This window comes from Luteibacter sp. KNZ12-1A, from assembly GCF_056755675.1.
This window is the reverse complement of the sequence record NZ_JBPGXU010000039.1, coordinates 14,571-32,805: the sequence shown is the minus strand read 5'-3', so window position 1 is coordinate 32,805 and position 18,235 is coordinate 14,571. Positions and strand designations below refer to the sequence as shown.

General features: G+C 65.7%; 13 protein-coding genes. 6 read left to right on the top strand and 7 right to left on the bottom strand.

The annotated features are described in order from the left end of the window. Positions 1-257: 257 nt before the first annotated feature. From ACR9ZJ_RS10195 to ACR9ZJ_RS10185, 3 genes are all read right to left on the bottom strand, one after another. Positions 258-590, bottom strand: coding sequence for a DUF4377 domain-containing protein (locus ACR9ZJ_RS10195; RefSeq protein WP_481287690.1), 333 nt, complete (start codon positions 588-590; stop codon positions 258-260). 122 nt (positions 591-712) lie between these two features. Beyond that, a complete protein-coding gene (gene aceE, locus ACR9ZJ_RS10190) occupies positions 713-3,406 on the bottom strand; it encodes a pyruvate dehydrogenase (acetyl-transferring), homodimeric type (RefSeq protein WP_481281709.1) in 2,694 nt (897 codons plus the stop codon). A gap of 152 nt (positions 3,407-3,558) precedes the next feature. Then, a complete protein-coding gene (locus tag ACR9ZJ_RS10185; protein WP_481281710.1) occupies positions 3,559-5,859 on the bottom strand; it encodes an NADP-dependent malic enzyme in 2,301 nt (766 codons plus the stop codon). 224 nt (positions 5,860-6,083) lie between these two features. On the opposite strand from ACR9ZJ_RS10185, the gene ACR9ZJ_RS10180 reads away from it, so the two are divergent. Together ACR9ZJ_RS10180 and ACR9ZJ_RS10175 are read left to right on the top strand one after the other, a co-directional pair. Beyond that, on the top strand, positions 6,084-7,967 hold the full coding sequence (locus ACR9ZJ_RS10180; RefSeq protein ID WP_481287689.1) for a reprolysin-like metallopeptidase: 1,884 nt from the start codon (positions 6,084-6,086) through the stop codon (positions 7,965-7,967). 95 nt (positions 7,968-8,062) lie between these two features. Then, a complete protein-coding gene (locus tag ACR9ZJ_RS10175) occupies positions 8,063-10,060 on the top strand; it encodes a reprolysin-like metallopeptidase (RefSeq protein ID WP_481287688.1) in 1,998 nt (665 codons plus the stop codon). Between the two features lie 7 nt (positions 10,061-10,067). Here the strand turns inward: ACR9ZJ_RS10175 and ACR9ZJ_RS10170 are convergent, their stop codons facing one another. Continuing rightward, positions 10,068-11,348, bottom strand: coding sequence for a peptidase MATCAP family protein (locus tag ACR9ZJ_RS10170; protein ID WP_481287687.1), 1,281 nt, complete (start codon positions 11,346-11,348; stop codon positions 10,068-10,070). Between the two features lie 46 nt (positions 11,349-11,394). Then, on the bottom strand, positions 11,395-12,141 hold the full coding sequence (locus ACR9ZJ_RS10165; RefSeq protein ID WP_481287686.1) for an FAD-binding oxidoreductase: 747 nt from the start codon (positions 12,139-12,141) through the stop codon (positions 11,395-11,397). 82 nt (positions 12,142-12,223) lie between these two features. On the opposite strand from ACR9ZJ_RS10165, the gene ACR9ZJ_RS10160 reads away from it, so the two are divergent. The 4 genes from ACR9ZJ_RS10160 to dbpA all read left to right on the top strand — a co-directional run bounded on the left by ACR9ZJ_RS10160 (position 12,224) and on the right by dbpA (position 16,100). After that, positions 12,224-13,156: an ABC transporter ATP-binding protein gene (locus tag ACR9ZJ_RS10160; RefSeq protein ID WP_481281715.1), complete on the top strand. Its 933-nt coding sequence runs from the start codon at positions 12,224-12,226 to the stop codon at positions 13,154-13,156. Next, complete coding sequence (locus tag ACR9ZJ_RS10155; protein ID WP_481281716.1) at positions 13,153-13,926, top strand: ABC transporter permease; 774 nt, start codon at positions 13,153-13,155, stop codon at positions 13,924-13,926. The genes ACR9ZJ_RS10160 and ACR9ZJ_RS10155 overlap by 4 nt, the downstream gene beginning before the upstream one ends. A gap of 4 nt (positions 13,927-13,930) precedes the next feature. Next, positions 13,931-14,650, top strand: coding sequence for a pseudouridine synthase (locus tag ACR9ZJ_RS10150; RefSeq protein WP_481281717.1), 720 nt, complete (start codon positions 13,931-13,933; stop codon positions 14,648-14,650). Between the two features lie 73 nt (positions 14,651-14,723). Beyond that, complete coding sequence (gene dbpA / locus ACR9ZJ_RS10145; RefSeq protein ID WP_481281718.1) at positions 14,724-16,100, top strand: ATP-dependent RNA helicase DbpA; 1,377 nt, start codon at positions 14,724-14,726, stop codon at positions 16,098-16,100. Positions 16,101-16,107: 7 nt separating this feature from the next. Here dbpA and ACR9ZJ_RS10140 read toward each other — a convergent pair whose 3' ends face one another. Both ACR9ZJ_RS10140 and ACR9ZJ_RS10135 read right to left on the bottom strand, forming a co-directional pair. Further along, a complete protein-coding gene (locus ACR9ZJ_RS10140; protein WP_481287685.1) occupies positions 16,108-16,995 on the bottom strand; it encodes a hypothetical protein in 888 nt (295 codons plus the stop codon). Continuing rightward, entirely contained in the window at positions 16,992-18,209 is a 1,218-nt protein-coding gene (locus ACR9ZJ_RS10135) for a hypothetical protein (RefSeq protein WP_481287684.1), read from the bottom strand. Before ACR9ZJ_RS10135 ends, ACR9ZJ_RS10140 begins: the two co-directional genes overlap by 4 nt. Between the last annotated feature and the right edge of the window lie 26 nt (positions 18,210-18,235).

Genomic DNA, 18,235 nt, shown 5'->3' with positions numbered 1-18,235 from the left:
TTTCCGCCGAGCCATGGAAGGCGAGTCGGAAACCCCGCCCGGCGCGACGGGCGCGACGGGGCGCCAGCCATAGAACACGGCCGCGCAGCGGCTTCCTTTCCCGAGCGACGGTGTAACCGGAGCGACGAGGGTGGCGGCCGACGGCTCTGCCCCACGCCCCCAACCCCAACGCGAGGGCGAAGCCGAGCCGTGCAGGAAACCGGCCCGCTGCCGCGGGATCGCCGACAGGGTCGGCTCCCACCAGGGCCCCACCACCTTCACTTCACCGGATGCTGCTCGACCACCTTGTCAACATGCCATGTCACGCGTGACGCGTCCTCGGGGGCTTCCTTCGCGTGCACCTCGGTGATCTTCAGCAGGTATTCGTTGCCCGGCTGCCAGTCGAAGCCCTCGATCGGCACGTAGGTCACCTGCCAGGCATCCGTGGCTTCTTCGCGGTACTGGAAGCACTCCGTCTTCATGACGCCGTTCGTGCACGGCGCCTTCGTCGCGGCGATGTACAACAGGCGGGAACGCGAACCGTGATCCGCCGGCGCCGTGGCGCAGGCGGCCAGGCTCAAGGCGATGGCGGCAAGGAAGGCTAGGCGCATGGCATGGATCCGCATATGTCGACAGGGTCATGGATAACAGCATGCCCATCGATACCGCGTGATGCGAAAACGACGAAGGCCGGATCGCTCCGGCCTTCGTTCACGTTCCATCGCGCTGGCGGTCAGACCGTCATCGGGTTCGGCTTGTCCATGTCGAGCTTGTATTCCTTGATGGCGCGGCTGACGTCCTTGGCGTTGACCTTGCCGTCCTTCGCCAGGGCGGCGAGGGCCGCATGTGCGATCCAGTAGCGGTCCACCTCGAAGTGGCTGCGCAGGTTCGCCCGCGTGTCGCTGCGGCCGAAGCCGTCGGTGCCGAGCACCGTGTAACGCATGCCGTCCGGCATGAAGGCGCGGATCTGGTCGGCGAATTCGCGGACATAGTCGGTGGCGGCGATGGCGGGGCCCTGGCGGTCCGCAAGCAAGCCGGTGACGTACGGCACGCGCTGAGGGCTTTCCGGGTGCAGCCGGTTCCAGCGCTCGGCGTCGAAACCTTCACGGCGAACCTCCGAGAAGCTCGGCACCGACCAGATGTCCGACGTCACGCCGAAATCCTTCTCCAGCAATTCGGCGGCCGCGATCACCTCGCGCAGGATCGTGCCCGACCCCATCAGCTGCACGCGCGGCTCGTTCTTCTTCGCCTTGCCACCGTCCTTGAACAGGTACATGCCCTTGACGATGCCTTCCTCGCTGCCCTTGGGCAGGTCGGGATGGGCATAGTTCTCGTTCATCACGGTGATGTAGTAGTAGACGTCTTCCTGCTCCTGCATCATGCGGCGCGTGCCGTCCTGCAGGATCACCGCCAGCTCGTAGGAGAAGGTCGGATCGTAGGAGATGACATTCGGGATGGCGCCGGAAAGCAGGTGCGAATGGCCGTCCTCGTGCTGCAGGCCCTCGCCGTTGAGCGTGGTGCGCCCCGAGGTGCCACCGATGAGGAAGCCGCGCGCACGCATGTCGCCCGCCGCCCAGCACAGGTCGCCGATGCGCTGGAAACCGAACATCGAGTAATAGATGAAGAACGGCAGCATCGGCACGTTGCTGATGCTGTAGCTCGTGGCCGCGGCGAGCCAGGCGCTCATGCCGCCGGCTTCGCTGATGCCTTCCTGCAGCACCTGGCCCTTCTGGTCCTCACGGTAGTACAGCAGCTGGTCGGCATCCTGCGGACGGTATTTCTGGCCGAACGGCGCATAGATGCCGATCTGGCGGAACATGCCTTCCATGCCGAACGTACGGGCTTCGTCGGCCACGATCGGCACGAGGCGAGGACCGAGTTCCTTGTCGCGCAGCATGAGGTTCATGCCACGGACCAGGGCCATGGTCGTGGAGATCTCGCGATCGCCGGTGCCCTTGGTGATCTGCTCGAACGCCTCGAGGGTGGGCGCCTTGAACGACTGGTCGGCCTTGCGGCGACGCTGCGGCAACGAACCGCCCAGCGCGCGGCGGCGTTCCAGCATGTACTGCACTTCCTCCGAGTCCTTGCCCGGATGGTAGTACGGCACCTCGTCCAGCTTGTCGTCGGGCACGGGGATGTTGAAACGATCGCGGAACGCGCGAATCGCATCGGTATCCATCTTCTTCTGGTTGTGCGCGGGGTTCTGCGACTCGCCCGCGGCGCCCATGCCGTAGCCCTTCACCGTCTTGGCGAGGACGACGGTCGGCATGCCCTTGGTGTTCACCGCCGCGTGGTAAGCCGCATAGACCTTGTGCGGGTCGTGGCCGCCACGGTTCAGGCGCCAGATGTCGTCGTCGGACATGTTGGCCACCAGCGCGGCCGTCTCCGGGTACTTGCCGAAGAACTTCTCGCGCGTGTACGCGCCGCCGAACGCCTTGCACGCCTGGTATTCACCGTCGACGGTTTCCATCATCAGCTGGCGCAGCTTGCCGGTGGTGTCGCGGGCCAGGAGCGGATCCCAATAGCTGCCCCAGACGACCTTGATCGCGTTCCAGCCGGCGCCACGGAAGACACCTTCCAGTTCCTGGATGATCTTGCCGTTGCCGCGCACGGGACCGTCGAGGCGCTGCAGGTTGCAGTTGATGACGAAGATGAGGTTGTCGAGGCCCTCGCGGCCGGCCAGCGAGATCGCGCCGAGCGATTCCGGCTCGTCCGACTCGCCGTCACCCATGAAGCACCAGATCTTGCGGTCGCTCTTCGGGATCAGGCCGCGATGTTCGAGGTACTTCCAGAACTGCGCCTGGTAGATCGCCTGGATGGGACCGAGGCCCATCGACACGGTCGGCACCTGCCAGTAGTCCGGCATCAGGTAGGGATGCGGGTAGGACGAGAGGCCACGGCCCTTGCCTTCCACTTCCATGCGGAAGAGGTCGAGCTGGTCTTCACCGATACGGCCTTCGAGGAAGGAGCGCGCGTAGACGCCCGGCGCCGAATGGCCCTGGTGGAACACCAGGTCGCCCGGGTGGTCGGCGCTCGGGGCGCGCCAGAAATGGTTGAAGCCCACGTCGTACAGCGTGGCCGACGAGGCGAAGCTGGAGATGTGGCCGCCGAGGTCGCCGGGCTTGCGGTTGGCGCGCACGACGGTGGCCAGGGCGTTCCAGCGGATCAGCGAGCGGATGCGCCATTCGATCGCGGCATCGCCCGGGCTGCGCGCTTCCATGTGCGGCGGGATGGTGTTGACGTACTCCGTGGTCGGGTCGAACGGCAGGTAGCCGCCGGCGCGACGGGTGGAGTCGACCATGCGCTCCAGCAGGTAATGCGCGCGCTCGGTGCCATCGTGGTTGATGACGGCGTTGAGCGACTCGACCCATTCACGGGTTTCGGTGGGGTCGAGGTCCTGGTGAAGGATATCGTCGATCTGGTCCATGGATGCTCCGCTCGCGCGTGACGCGCGCTCATGGGGACTGAAGAGGGCCGCTGGGGTGGCGGGAAAACCTTTCCATGATAACTCAAGGTTTCCGCATACGCGGTGGTATGGGGGGCTTGGATCGCCCCCATATCCACCGACATCCAGACCGATCAATCAGTTACGACCGTCCGTGGCTTCCCCGCCCGGATCTGCGCCTCGACACAGGCCACCGAGGTCATGTTGACCACCCGGCGTACCGTGGCCTGAGGCGTGAGGATGTGGGCCGGCTTGGCCACGCCCATCAGGATCGGGCCGATGACCACTCCGTCGCAGAGCACGCGGACCATGTTGTACGCGGTGTTGGCGGCGTCGAGATTGGGGAAGACGAAGACGTTGGCCTTACCTTCCAGGCGCGAGTTCGGGAAGATCCGCTCGCGCAATTCCGGCGTCAGGGCCACGTCCGCCTGCATCTCGCCCTCGACCTCGAGCCGGGGCACTTTCTCCCGGATGATTTTCAGCGCGTCGCGCATCTTGCGGGCGCTCCGCGTCTCGCGGCCACCGAAATTCGAGTGCGAGAGCAGCGCGATCTTCGGCTGGATACCGAACAGCTTCAGGCGGATGGATGCCTGCAGGGTCGCCTCGGCTACCTGCTCCGCGCTGGGGTCGTCCTGCACATAGGTGTCGAGGAAGAAGAACGTGCCCTTCTCGGTCGCCACGGCAGCCATCGCCGACGCCTCGGCGATGCCGTCGTCCAGGCCGATGATGTTGGTAATGTATTCGAGCTTGCTGTGATACGTGCCCACCAGCCCGCAGATCATGGCGTCGGCTTCGCCACGCTCGACCATCAGCGCGGCGATCACGGTCGGCCGCGAACGCACCACCGCCTTCGCGGAGGCGGGAGTCACGCCCTGGCGTTCCATGATCGAGTGATAGAGGCGCCAGTAGTCCTCGAATCGCGGATCGGAATGGATGTTGCACATCTCGAAGTCGACGCCCGGCTTCAAGCGCAGGCCCGCGCGCGCGATGCGGCGCTCGATGACGTCCGGCCGTCCCACCAGGATCGGCCTGGCCAGGCCCTCGTCCACCACCGTCTGCACGGCGCGCAGCACGGTCTCTTCCTCCCCCTCGGCGTACACCACGCGTTTGGGATCGGCCTTGGCACGGTCGAACACGGGCTTCATCAGCAGGCCCGTGCGGAAGACGAAACTGGTCAGTTTCTCGATGTAGGCGGGGAAATCCTCGATGGGCCGCGCGGCCACGCCGGAATCCATCGCCGCCCGGGCGATGGCCGGTGGCAACTGGATCAGGAGGCGCGGATCGAACGGCTGCGGGATAAGGTATTCCGGCCCGAAGCTCGGCGGCTTGCCGCCATAGGCGCGCGCGCTCACATCGGAGGCCTCGCGCCGCGCCAGCTCCGCGATCGCCTTCACGCAGGCGACCTTCATCTGCTCGTTGATCACCGTCGCGCCGACATCCAGCGCGCCACGGAACAGGTACGGGAAGCACAAGGCGTTGTTGACCTGGTTCGGATAGTCCGAGCGGCCCGTCGCCATGATGCAATCCGGGCGCACGGCCTTCGCATCCTCCGGAAGGATCTCCGGATTGGGATTGGCCAGCGCGAAGATGATCGGCCGCGCGGCCATCGTGGCGACCATCTCCGGCTTCAGGATGCCACCGGCGGAAAGACCCAGGAAGATGTCGGCACCCTCGACGATCTCGGCCAGCGTGCGCTTGTCGGTGTCGCGCGCATAACGCTGCTTGTCCGGGTCCAGGTCCGTGCGGCCGGTGTGCAGGACGCCGTCCCGATCGAACGCGAGGATGTTTTCCTTCCTCATGCCCAGCGTCACCAGCATGTCGACGCAGGAGATGCCCGCGGCGCCCATGCCGGTGGTGGCGAGCTTCACGTCCTCGATCTTCTTGCCGGTGACCAGCAGCGCGTTGATGACGGCGGCGCCGACGATGATCGCGGTGCCGTGCTGGTCGTCGTGGAAGACCGGGATCTTCATCCGCTCGCGCAGCTTGCGCTCGACGATGAAGCACTCCGGTGCCTTGATGTCCTCGAGGTTGATGCCGCCGAAGGTCGGTTCGAGGCTGGCGATGATCTCCACCAGCTTGTCCGGGTCCGCCTCGTCGATCTCGATGTCGAACACGTCGATGCCGGCGAATTTCTGGAACAGCACACCCTTGCCTTCCATCACCGGCTTGCTGGCCAGCGCGCCGATGTTGCCGAGCCCCAGCACCGCCGTGCCGTTGGAGATCACCGCGACCAGGTTGGATCGCGCCGTGAGTTCGGCGGCCTCACCGGGATCGGCGACGATGGCATCGCACGCGGCGGCCACGCCGGGCGAATACGCGAGCGAGAGATCGCGCTGCGTCAGCAGCGAGGTGGTCGGCGTAACCTTGATCTTGCCCGGTCGGGGAAGGCGGTGATATTCGAGAGCGGCTTGCCTCAGTTCCTCGGAGATGGCCATGGGATCCTGTGGGACGTAACGGGAAAAAGGAAGGCGGACGCGGCGGCGGCACCGCGACGTAAGCGGTCATGTTAGCACCGCGCCACGCGGTCTCCGCCGTCAGCGGTGTGTTGCATTGCGACAAGCAGTGATACCGATTCCGACCTATCGGCGGCATGCAAGCCTGCATTGCCCGGCCGTGCGCCTGCGTACGCTCGGTGGCCTTTCGTCATGCAGGGATCGCCATGCTTCGCCTCACGTTCGTTCGCGCCACGCTCGCGGGTGCCGTCCTTTGCATGCCCACGGCCGGACGGGCCATGGCGGACGTCTCGACGCTCGCGGAGCTCAGGAAGCAGCTGGCTCGCCTGCCGATGGACGGCGGAACGGCGACATCCGTGTATCTCCCGCTGGGCGACGGCCGGCACGGCCTGTTTCGTGTGCGCGACTCGAAGACGCTGCCGCCCGCGTTGGCGGCTAAGTTTCCCGGCTTGCGCAGTTTTCGCGGCATCGACGCCGATGGAAGGACGGTCCGGCTCGACCTTTCGCCGGGTGGCGTGAGGATGAGCGTGCGGGACGGACCGCACGAATGGACGACACGCGCACGCACGGCGGCGGAATGGCGTGCGTTGCCGGCACACGATGCCGGCACGGCCTCGTTCGCGGCCATGGCCGCGGACGGCCTTTCCCTGCCACGTCCCGTCGCCGGGGATCGCTCCGCCTCGCGAGGGGGCGGCATACGTTATGACTTCCGCATCGCGGTGGCTGCCAGCAGCCGCTACGCGGCTCATTTCGGCGGCACGACGAAGGGAGCCCTCGCGGAAATCGTCCACGTGGTGAACCAGGCGAACGAGGTGTTCGAGACCGATGTGGGCGTGCATTTCACCCTGGTCGCGGACAACGACAGGCTGATCCGCCCCCGGCCGTCCCGCGATCCTTTCAGGCACGAAGATCCCGGTCCCGCGGCCGCCAACCTGATCGACCGGGAAATCGGTGCGGGAAACTACGATATCGGCCATGCCCTTACCGACTACACCGGCGGAGAAAGCCATGTCGGCACGTCTTGCAGCGATGCCCGCGACGCCGATTTCCTGGCCACGCACAAAGCGGCCGCCTGGAGCGGACACGCCCATCCCGAGACCGCCACCTCCGAAGCCGTCGGCTTCATGATCCATGTCCTCGGCCGCCAGCTGGGCGCCTGGCCGACGGCCGGTGGATGCCCCGACGCCACGCTCGAGGGCCGGGCGTTCGAACCGGGCAGCGGCAGCACCGCGATGGGCTTCGCACCGTCCGCCTGTGGACACGACGGTCCGCTCCAGGCGCACGCCGACCGTTACTTCCACGCGGCCAACCTGGAGCAGATGCAGGACTGGCTGGCATCGCGCGGAGGCGGCTGTGCGTTCCGGTGGATCAACCCCGCCAGCGCGGCATGGATCGACCCAGCCTCGCTGGCCGGGCAAGCGGTCATCCCCGCACGCACGCCGTTCGTTCTCGACGCGCGGGCCGAGCCGGTCACGGAGGGCCGGCGATTGAGCTACGCGTGGGATCAGATGGACGCCGCCATCGGCCGCCGCGACGTGCTGGCTGGGCACGACGACGGGCCTCTTTTCCGTTCGTTCCCACCCACGCCGAGCGGACGAAGGGTGTTCCCCAGGATGGCGGTGGTGCTCGGCGACGAACCGGCCGGACCCGGCGAGGCATATCCAACAGCCACGCGCTCGCTCGACTTCCGCCTCACGGTCCGCGACAACGGCGGCGAGGCATCGACGGTCGCCCATGCCGACACGCGCCTGCTGGTCGTCGATACCGGCAGGCCGTTCGCGGTGCTCGACGATGGCTCCTCGCCAGCCGCATTCGCCGGACAATCCATGGCCCTGCGCTGGGATGTCGCCGACACGGACCTGGCACCGATTTCCTGCCACTTCGTATCGATCGATCTCTCGCTCGACGACGGCCGCACATGGCTGACGCCGGCACTCGCCGTCGACGAGCCCAACGATGGCGAGGCGTGGTTCCCATTGCCGCCGGATGCAACCAGCGAGCGGGCACGCCTGCGGGTGGGCTGTGACTGGCGTCCGTTCTTCGCCGTCTCGCCTCGGTCCTTCGCCATCCGGCGTGTCGCAAGCCACTGACGCGCCGGACAGGAATAAGCCTACAGATCGCGGTGTGGCAATCAGGTTTCATGAGTCGCCCGACGACGTCGGCTGCCTCCCCGAAAGGATTCCCCATGCGCAAGTACCGCCCCCTGCCCCTCGCCATCATCACCCTCTTGGCTACCGTCGCCGTCGACGATGCCCTGGCACGCGAACTGTGGAGCGACGCCCCGACGCCGCTCGTCGCCAGCACCGCGCGCACCGCCACCACGCAGCCCACGAAATTCCGGCGCGTCACGCTGGATACCGACGCACTGGCCGAGATCAACCGCGCGTCACGTGGTTCCGCGCGGCGTGTCGTCGCACTGCCCTTGCCGGGCGGTGGCACGACCGACTTCGAACTCGAAGACTCCGCCGTGCTGCCGCCCGGGCTCGCCGCGCGCTTTCCCGCCCTTGGCAGCCTGAAGGGCCACGACGGCGACGGCCGCCGGGTAAGGCTCGACATGACGGCCGGCGGTCTGTACGCCTCGGTCCGCGACCGCGAGGGCGACTGGATGGTCCAGCCGGAAGCAGCGGGCAGGCAGACAGGGCGCTCGTCGGCTCGCTCGCATATCGTCTTCCGCCGCGCCGACGCGCCAACCACCCAGAGACAAGAGCATGGCGAGATGATCGACGCCATGGCGGCGTTGCCGCGGGCGGCCACGGCCCGTGGCAGCGCCACCGCCGTCCTGCGTACGTTCCGCATCGCGATGTCGGCTACCCACTCCTACACGAAACACATGGGCGGCACGGTCGAAGACGGCCTTGCCGGCATCGTCCGCACCGTCAACCGGATCAACGAGATTTTCGAGAACGACCTCGGCGTGCACCTCGTGCTCGCCGAGGGAAACGACCGGCTCGTGTTCACCGCGGCCAGTGCCGATCCCTTCTCCAAGGTGGCCGGAAACGACTGGAAGATGGCACTGCACAACGTGAAGGTCGTCCAGGACGTGATCGGCAAGGACGCTTTCGACGTCGGGCATGTCATGGACGGACAGCGGGATGCCGGGGTGGCCGGGGCCATCGGCAATACCTGCCTGCCATGGTCCGGCAAGCACGCGGAACGCCAGTATTCCAAGGCGGCGGGCATGACAGGGAGCACGCGCCCCTTCGAGGATGCATTCCACGTGGACTTCGTCGCCCACGAACTCGGCCATCAGTTCGGCGCACGGCATACGTTCAACGGTTGCAACAAGGATGCCCGGGACGAGGGCAGCGCCGTCGCTCCCGGCAGCGGCTCGACCGTGATGGGCTACGCCGGCATTTGCGGCTCGCACGACCTCCAGCCGCGCAGCGATCCCTACTTCCATGGCACCAGCATCGACCAGGTCCAGACATGGCTCGCAAGCGCCGGGGGGACTTGTGCCAAGGCCCGCGTGAACACGTCGCCCGCGCCCTTGCTGGACACCCAGGGCTGGCACCGCCCGATGGTCGTGCCCGCACGCACGCCGTTCCGGCTCATGGGGCTGGCCCGGTTCGCCGACCCGGCGGCTCGCATGACCTATACCTTCGAGCAAACGGACCTCGGCGACGTGCAGGAGAAGGAAGACACTCTTGCGGATACCGGCTCCGGGCCGTTGTTCCGCTCACGAACGCCACATACGGAAGGCGAGCAGACCTTTCCTTCGATGTCCGTCCTGCTTGGCGAGGAACCCGCCGGACGCGGTGACGCGTTTCCCGAGACTTCCCGCGAGCTCCACTTTCGCCTGACCGCCAGGGACAACCGGGATTTCCGCTCCCATGTCGTCTCCGCGGATCGCACCGTACGCGTCGTCGACACTGGCAAGCCGTTCGAGGTGACCTTGCCGAAGGCGGGGGCCGCTCTTCAGCGTGGCAAGGCGCGGCAGGTTCGATGGGAGGTGGCCGGTACCGTCGATGCCCCGGTCTCGTGTAGCCGGGTACAGATCGACCTCTCGCTCGATGGAGGACGCAACTTCCTGGATGTATCGCTGGCGGACGCGGTGCCGAACAAGGGCCGGGCGACCATAACGATACCCCAGAGCGTGCCCACGTCGCGCCACGCACGCTTGCGCGTAGGCTGCGCCGATGGTCGGTTCTTCGCACTGTCTCCCGGCGAACTCATCCTCCGCTAGCCGGATATCAAAGGCCGAGCGAGATTTCCTCGGCCTCGACACCCGCCATGTGGATGTGATTCACGAACAGCGAGAAAGCGAGTTTTCCGGCAAGCCCGTGCACGTGCTGCATCCATGGCGGCAGGTAACGTGGAACGACGATGTCTCCGCTTTCGAAATGGGCTTCGAGGCTCATGACATCGTGCAACGCGAGCTTTCCCGCGAAGAGGTTGCGCAGGAGGTCCAGGCGTCGCTGGCGCAGCGCCCAGCGGAAAAACGTGTGCACCGCGAGCAAGCCGCTCAGGTACACGTTGTCTTTGGCGAACGCCGATCCACCCGTGAGCGGTACGCCACGAAAGACACGTTGCGTCGAGTGGAAACTGTCCGCTACGTTTTGCCCACAACGGCGGAAATAGCGGAACACCTCGACGAAATCGGCACCGTTGAGGGCCATGTCGATAGCGAGGATGCGCAGGCTGATGCGTTTCAAGCGCGATATGTCGATCGCTCCCGACATCAGCTCGGCGAAGACAGCCAACCCTTCCTGCGTCGCCGTCACTCGTGGCGACGTGCGTGCCAGCGACGCGAGCACCGGTTGCTCGCGTCCGTTCAAGGCGGTCAACGAATGAACGAAGGCCTCGTGCGCGAGCAACTGGTGGCGGTCGTATTCAGTGAAGTGCATGCCACCACGAAGGCGGATCCGCGTGGCACCCGCCGCGGCCTTCGCCGTGAGCTCGGGATCGACCTCCACGGAAATGGTGCCCGGGGCGAAGAAGGCGTCCAGCCGCTCCGACATGTCCCGCCGCAGCTCCTCGGCGGGAATGCTGCCCGTTGCGTCTTCCGTGTCCAGGTCGGCGCCCAGTTCGTCCGCCAGGTTCACGAAGTACCGGGCCGCGTCCAGGTTGCTCCGGTTGCTGCCCGGAATGGCATCTCCCGGCTTGCCGTAGAGCGCGATGGACGCTTCGGTGACGCCACGTGTGCCGGCCGCCTCCAGCATGAGGGTGGCGATCCGCCAGGATTCGGCCGTGCGCCGCAGGTATTCGGCGATGGGATGGTCCTCGTCGACCTCCGCCTCGATCGCCTCGAGTTCCGCCCGGGTTTCGCCGAGATCCGGCGGGCGGTAGCGAATGTCGGGGATCGACAGGCGTCCGGCGCCGAACTCCGCGATCAGGCGCTCTTCCACCGATGCGGGCCAGGAGATCGTGGCCAGGATACGAATGGCGCGGACTGCGGCGAGGAGGCGCTGGTCGAGCGTCGCGTAACGCCGCATCTCGGCCGAAAGGTGGGACGGGGCGACGTAAGCATGCATGGGGGCGGATTATAGGCTGATCGGCCCATCGGCCCCACCGGGCGGGTCAACGCGACGAGATGTATTTTTCGCGACGGATCTGCTGGACGGCCAGCCCATGCTCCTTGAGGGCGGCGAACGCGGCGTCGACCATGTTCGGGTTGCCGCAGAGGTAGGCGATGTCGGTTTCACCGGATGGCTCCAGTTCGGCCAGCATGTCCTGCACATAGCCCAGGCGGTCGTGCGGCCTTGGATTCGGCCGGGCGCCGCGCGACAGGCACGGGTGGAAGGTGAAGCCCTCGTGGGTCCGGGCGAAGGCCTCGAACTCCTCCCCATAGAGCAGCTCCCCTTCGTTGCGTGCGCCGTAGAGGAGCACGAACCGGCAGCCCCGGCTGGCCATCAGGGCTTCCATCTGGGGCAGCATGGCGCGGTACGGGGTCACACCGGTACCGGTCGCGATCAGGATATAGCGCTGGTTCCGGTCCGCCTCCATCAGGCAGAAACGGCCGTACGGACCGCTGGCGTCGATCGTGCCACCCTGCTCCAGCTCGCCCAGCAGCCTGGTCGCGGCGCCTCCGTCGACATAACTCACCGCTATCTCGATCCGTTCCACCGGGCCGTTGCCGTCGCCCACGGTGCCGACCGAATAGCTGCGCTTGGTCGGCTTGCCGTCGTCGTAATGGAAGTGCACCTGGAGGAACTGGCCCGGTACGAAGGCCAGCGGCTGGCCGTCCACCCGCTCGAAGGACAGGTGCCGCACGGTGGGCGCGAGCATGAAGCTGTCGGCGAGGCGGAGCTGGAATTGTTCGGCCATGGAAAGTCTCTGTTGACGCCGGGGAACGAGGCGACCCGGCAAAGCCCGGTATAATAGGCGGCTTGTCATCCCGGCGCAGCCCATGACCACTCCCGCATTACACGTCAACGATTTACGCAAGACCTACGGCAACGGCGTGGAAGCCCTCAAGGGCATCTCCCTCACCGTCCAGCCGGGCGATTTCTTCGCCCTGCTCGGGCCCAACGGCGCCGGAAAGTCCACCCTGATCGGCATCCTGTCCTCCCTCGTGAACGCCTCGTCGGGCGATGCCGAGATATTCGGGGTGTCCATCCACAAGAATCGCAGCGAAGCCATGCGGCTGATCGGCCTGGTCCCCCAGGAGATCAATTTCAACCAGTTCGAGAAACCCTTCGATATCTGCGTGAACCAGGCCGGGTTCTACGGCATCGGCCGCGCCGAAGCGTCGGTCCGCGCGGAGAAGTACCTGAAGGAACTCCGCCTGTGGGACAAGGCGCATCACCAGGCACGGATGCTTTCCGGCGGCATGAAGCGCCGCCTGATGATCGCCCGCGCCATGATGAACGAGCCGAAGCTGCTGATCCTCGACGAGCCGACCGCGGGCGTCGACATCGAGATCCGTCGTTCGATGTGGCAGTTCGTCAGCGGTATCAATGCCGCCGGCACCACGGTGATCCTCACCACGCATTACCTCGAGGAAGCGGAGCAGCTCTGCCGCAACATCGCGATCATCGACCATGGACGCATCGTGCAGAACACCACCATGAAGAGCCTGCTCGCCACGCTCGATGTGGAAACCTTCGTTCTGGACGTGTCGAGCGTGCCCGCCTCGCTGCCGGTCCTGCCCGGCGTCGTCCTGCGCGCCATGGACGACCACACCATCGAAGCCGAAATGTCCCGCGCACACGACCTCAACTCCCTGTTCGCCGCGCTGTCGACGCATGGCGTGACCGTCACCTCCATGCGCAACAAGGCCAACCGCCTCGAGGAACTATTCGTCCGCCTCGTCGAGCATGGCCGGGAGAACGTGGCATGAGCGGCTCGACCAACCTCGTCGCCCTGGGCACCATCGTCCGTCGCGAAATCATGCGCATCATGCGCATCTGGACGCAGACACTGATTCCGCCGGCCATCACGATGACGCTGTACTTCGTCATCTTCGGCAAGCTGATCGGCAGCCGCATCGGCCAGATGCATGGCTTCACCTACATGCAATACATCGTGCCCGGCCTGGTCATGATGAGCATCATCACCAACAGCTACGGCAACATCTCCTCGTCGTTCTTCGGCGCCAAGTTCGGCCGCTTCGTGGAGGAAATGCTCGTATCGCCGATGCCCAACTGGGTCATCCTGCTCGGCTACGTGATCGGCGCGGTCACCCGCGGCGTCATCGTCGGCGCCCTCGTGCTGGTCATCGCGTTGTTCTTCACCGACCTGCACGTGGCCCATCCCATCACCACCTTCCTCTCGGTCGTGCTGGGTGCCACCGTATTTTCGCTCGCCGGCTTCGTCAATGCGGTGTTCGCCAAGAAGTTCGACGACATCGCCCTGGTGCCGACCTTCGTGCTCACGCCCCTGACCTATCTCGGCGGCGTGTTCTACTCGGTGGACCTGCTCGGCGAACCGTGGCGCAGCATCTCGCTGGTCAACCCCATCCTGTACATGGTGAACGCCTTCCGCTTCGGCGTACTGGGCGTCAGCGACGTACCCATCGTCACGGCCTTCGTGGTGATGCTCGTGTTCGTCGTGGGCTTGTCCGCGATCGCGCTGCGCCTGCTCAGCCGCGGCGTGGGCCTGCGCTCCTAGGCGCATGCGGGTCAACAAGTACATCAGCGAAGCGGGAATCTGTTCGCGCCGCGAGGCCGACGAACTGCTCGTCGCCGGCCGGGTCACGATCAACGACGAGGTCGTCGGCATGGGCGCCAAGGCGCTCGATGGCGACGTCGTGAAGGTGGACGGCGAAGTGGTGGTGGCGCGCACCCTCGTCGCCAGCCCGGTCAAGAGCCGTGGCGTGTACATCGCCTTGAACAAGCCCGTGGGAATCACCTGCACGACGGATACCACGGTCGATGGCAACATCGTCGACTTCGTCGATCACCCGCAGCGCATCTTTCCCATCGGGCGGCTCGACAAGGATTCGGAAGGCCTGATCCTGCTGACCAGCAACGGCGACATCGTCAACGAGATCCTGCGCGCGGAGAACCACCACGAGAAGGAATACCTCGTCGCGGTCAACAAGGCCGTGACGGACGAATTCCTCAAGGGAATGGCCAAGGGCGTGCGTATCCACGGCCAGATGACCAGGCCCTGCAAGGTCCGGAAGATCGCGAAGTTCGGCTTCGCGATCGTTCTCACGCAGGGCCTCAACCGGCAGATTCGCCTGATGGCGGCCGAATTCGGCTATCGCGTGACCCAACTGCGCCGGGTGCGCGTCATCAACGTGAAGCTCGGACACCTCAAGCCGGGACAATGGCGAAACCTTACCGAGGCCGAACTTCGCGGCCTTCTGCCGCAACGTACACAATGGTGATCGGCCGCGGCCGGCCCGGCCGGCATCGCGCCGGACGGAGCCGCGCATGCGCGGGCGTGCGATCATACGTCCCATGAATGATTTCCAGCAGATGCCCCTGTCTCCCGCCCTCCTGGCCGCCGTGGAGAACCTGGGCTATACATCGATGACCCCGATCCAGAGGGAAAGCCTTCCGCCCATCCTCGAAGGGCGCGACGTCATCGCACAGGCCCGCACCGGCAGCGGCAAGACCGCCGCCTTCGGGCTCGGCCTGCTCCAACGCATCGACGTACAGCAGATCCGCTTGCAGGCACTCGTCCTGTGCCCCACCCGTGAACTCGCGGACCAGGTCAGCAAATCGATTCGCCGCCTGGCGACGAACCTGCCCAACGTCAAGTTGCTGACCCTGTGCGGCGGCATGCCGCTCGGCCCCCAACTGGCCTCGCTGGAACACGATCCACACATCGTCGTCGGCACGCCGGGTCGCGTGCAGGAACACCTCAAGCGCGGCAGCCTGCATGGTGGAGGCATCAAGGTGCTGGTACTGGACGAGGCCGATCGCATGCTCGACATGGGCTTCGAGGAAGCCATCGACGACATCGTCAAGCGAATCGCGAAGCATCACCAGACCTTGCTCTTTTCGGCAACCTATCCGGATGCCATCCGCTCAGTGAGTGGCCGGGTGCAGCACGATCCGGTAACCGTCACCGTCGAGGAATCGCACGACGAAACCACGATCGAGCAGCGCGCGGTGGAGGTCGAACCTGCCGTCAAGGCCGATGTGCTCACGCGCATCCTCACCCAGGAGAAGCCCGAGGCGACCCTCGTGTTCTGCAACATGCGCAAGGACACCGAAGCCGTGGCGGCGGAACTCGATCGCCGCGGTTTTTCCGCGCTTGCCCTGCATGGCGATCTCGAACAACGCGATCGTGACGAGGTCCTCGTCCGTTTCGCCAACCGGAGTTGCTCGGTCCTCGTCGCCACCGACGTGGCGGCCCGCGGACTGGATATCGCGAACCTGCCGCTGGTGGTCAGTTACGACGTGGCCCACGATCCCGATACGCACACACACCGTATCGGCCGTACCGGTCGCGCAGGAGCGACTGGCCTGGCGATCGTCCTGGCCAGCTCGCGTGAACTGGGCAAGCTTCGCCAGATCGAAGACCGCCTCGGTGGCCCGCTCGTTCGTTACCCGGCCAAGCCGGCAAACGAAGCCCGCAAGGTGCTGAATCTCGCGCCCATGAAAACGCTCGTCGTCGACGGCGGCCGCAAGGACAAGATGCGACCGGGCGATATCCTTGGTGCGCTTACAGGCGATGCGGGCCTCGATGCCAAGGACATCGGCAAGATCGATGTCTTCGCCACCCGTGCCTACGTCGCCATTCGCCGTGACCTCGCCAACAAGGCCCTCGAACGGTTGCGCGCAGGCAAGATCAAGGGCCGTAACTTCAGGGTGCGCGCCCTGGCCTAGGTATCGCTCAGGGCCGCCTGCAAACCGAGGCCGACGAGGAATCGTCGTCGAGGGGATCTTCCAGGTCCGGTGACGTGCTCGCCGCGGGTGCCGAGAACATGGTGACGAGGTCGTCGACGACGGCTTGGCGGGCCTCGCGGAGCGCCGCCCATGCCGGCGTCCGCAAGCCATCCTGATTCGCCCCGAAAACGTAGTTCACATGGACTTCCGAGCCCGTTTCGACGGCGAACCGGCGCAGCGCCGGGTCGCATGACTCACACGGTTGCTTGCTGACGAAGCCGAGCAGATGACCGGCCGGTGCGACGGTTCCTTCGTGAATATCCCGGATGATCGCCTGGAGCACCTTGATCTCGGCATCGTTGCCGCGATTGGGGCCGTTCGGACGGCCGGGTTGCGGCAGGACCTCGGAGCCTTCGGTAGCCGTCGCGACCATCGCGAACGTGACCACATCGTCCTGCTTGAAGTACTCGCTGTCCGGTTCGGAGGGCGCGACCAACCCCGGCTCCCCCGGGTCGATGTACGTCCTGAATCCTCTTCCCGAAGCGGCGAGATAGGTCCGGGTGAACGGCACTCCTTCCACGACGTAACGGTATTCGAAATGAGCGAATGTCGCCCTGCGCAATTGCTGTTGAAATCGTGAGAGAGCCCGCACGGAAACATAGCCCCCATGGTCCCTGGACGCGTCGACGAGCCAACCCGCCATGGCGTTCGCATAGTGGTTCATGGCGACGCCGATCCATGTCTGCATCATGTGGTCGTCGTCCTGGTCGATCGACAGCAATGTCACGCCGCCCTGAGGGAGATCCTTGGCCCAGCATGGATATCCCGCGGCCGACACGCCGATGAATACCACGGCGAGCACGGTCGTCATCCGGCGCCGGACGGTCATGCTCATGGCCGCCTCCCACAGGAAAGTCGCAAGGCGCGCTTGGATGCGCCGAAAGCATCACGGTAGGACACATCCCCCTCCACCAGGAGTTGGCCGGCCACCTTCGCCTGCACCACCTCGATACGCGTGACCTCCGCGACGGCATCGGGCCGGCGTATACCGATCCATCCCTGACGGCTGCTGCGCAAGGGCGCCGCCATGCGCTGCGCAAGACTGACGTTCCCATTCGCTTCATCAGGGATCGAGGCAAGTTCCCGCACCAGTTCGTGCGCGTACCACACATGGACGGCCCTGTCCGTCGCATCGTCGAAGCACAGTGGCCGCCGGTCGAAAGCGCCCATGCCTGCGTGCCCGGGGTCATGCCTGCCGTCTTCCAGGCAGGGCTCGTGCTCGAACGGAAGGCGCTGCCGGTACGCCGCGGCGATGCGCCCCAGCCGTAGCGCTGCCGGCAGCTGACGAAAACCGTAGGCACTCGTCGAGCCGGCATCCCACGCCGCCAGGACGCCGTCGAGGAACTGGATCAGATAGTGGAAATCGTGCGCTTGCATGAACTCGCCTCCCACGAATCGATCGAGCACGTCGTGGCGAAGACCTCGGGTTTTCCACAGGGAAGAAGGTGTCGCCGCCAACTTCGCCCGCAGCAATTGCGCGGCGAGCGCGTAGTTCGCCGTCATCGCCGGATGCTCCAGGCCCTGGCTACGGATGGCCTGGGCGTAGATATCCGGTTCGATGCCGGCTTTCACGATGCTCCACGCACCCGGGAGGTAGCGGAATTCCGCCGGCATCCTGAAGGTCTCGTTCGATATCCGGGCCTTCGTGAAGCCGAGATCCCATACCTTCATGTCATGGAGATCGCGCACATTCACGGGATGTTCCGGTGTCGATACGCTTTCGATAGCGCGCTGTGTGGGTGCGTCCGGCGAGGGAAGCGGTGACCGTTGGATGTTCGCGTAGGGTGAAGAGGGCCGATCGAGAACGTAGCGCGCGTAGGATTCGTCGTTGCCGCTGCTAAGGTATGCGTAACCGCCGCCCTCCCGCGAGTACTCGCGGATGAGCGCGGTCATCGGATCGGTGGCAAGCGTCGTCGCGCCGGCGACCCGTGCCATCGAGCAAACGGCGATCGCGAGGGCGGCGATGCCGCGTCCCGGTTTCAAGAGCACGGGATCGAATGCGGCGAAGACGGATGCCGGATATGGCATCCGAGGGAGCGACAGGGACATGGCGATTCCTTTCGTGCACGGCCGTC

Coding starts and splice junctions, on each gene's coding strand:
- ACR9ZJ_RS10180 (WP_481287689.1), top strand. CDS start 6,084: ATGCTTCGCCTCACGTTCGTTCGCGCCACGCTCGCGGGTGCCGTCCTT.
- ACR9ZJ_RS10140 (WP_481287685.1), bottom strand. CDS start 16,995: ATGAGCATGACCGTCCGGCGCCGGATGACGACCGTGCTCGCCGTGGTA.
- ACR9ZJ_RS10170 (WP_481287687.1), bottom strand. CDS start 11,348: ATGCATGCTTACGTCGCCCCGTCCCACCTTTCGGCCGAGATGCGGCGT.
- ACR9ZJ_RS10195 (WP_481287690.1), bottom strand. CDS start 590: ATGCGCCTAGCCTTCCTTGCCGCCATCGCCTTGAGCCTGGCCGCCTGC.
- ACR9ZJ_RS10135 (WP_481287684.1), bottom strand. CDS start 18,209: ATGTCCCTGTCGCTCCCTCGGATGCCATATCCGGCATCCGTCTTCGCC.
- ACR9ZJ_RS10160 (WP_481281715.1), top strand. CDS start 12,224: ATGACCACTCCCGCATTACACGTCAACGATTTACGCAAGACCTACGGC.
- ACR9ZJ_RS10150 (WP_481281717.1), top strand. CDS start 13,931: ATGCGGGTCAACAAGTACATCAGCGAAGCGGGAATCTGTTCGCGCCGC.
- ACR9ZJ_RS10185 (WP_481281710.1), bottom strand. CDS start 5,859: ATGGCCATCTCCGAGGAACTGAGGCAAGCCGCTCTCGAATATCACCGC.
- aceE (WP_481281709.1), bottom strand. CDS start 3,406: ATGGACCAGATCGACGATATCCTTCACCAGGACCTCGACCCCACCGAA.
- ACR9ZJ_RS10165 (WP_481287686.1), bottom strand. CDS start 12,141: ATGGCCGAACAATTCCAGCTCCGCCTCGCCGACAGCTTCATGCTCGCG.
- ACR9ZJ_RS10175 (WP_481287688.1), top strand. CDS start 8,063: ATGCGCAAGTACCGCCCCCTGCCCCTCGCCATCATCACCCTCTTGGCT.
- ACR9ZJ_RS10155 (WP_481281716.1), top strand. CDS start 13,153: ATGAGCGGCTCGACCAACCTCGTCGCCCTGGGCACCATCGTCCGTCGC.
- dbpA (WP_481281718.1), top strand. CDS start 14,724: ATGAATGATTTCCAGCAGATGCCCCTGTCTCCCGCCCTCCTGGCCGCC.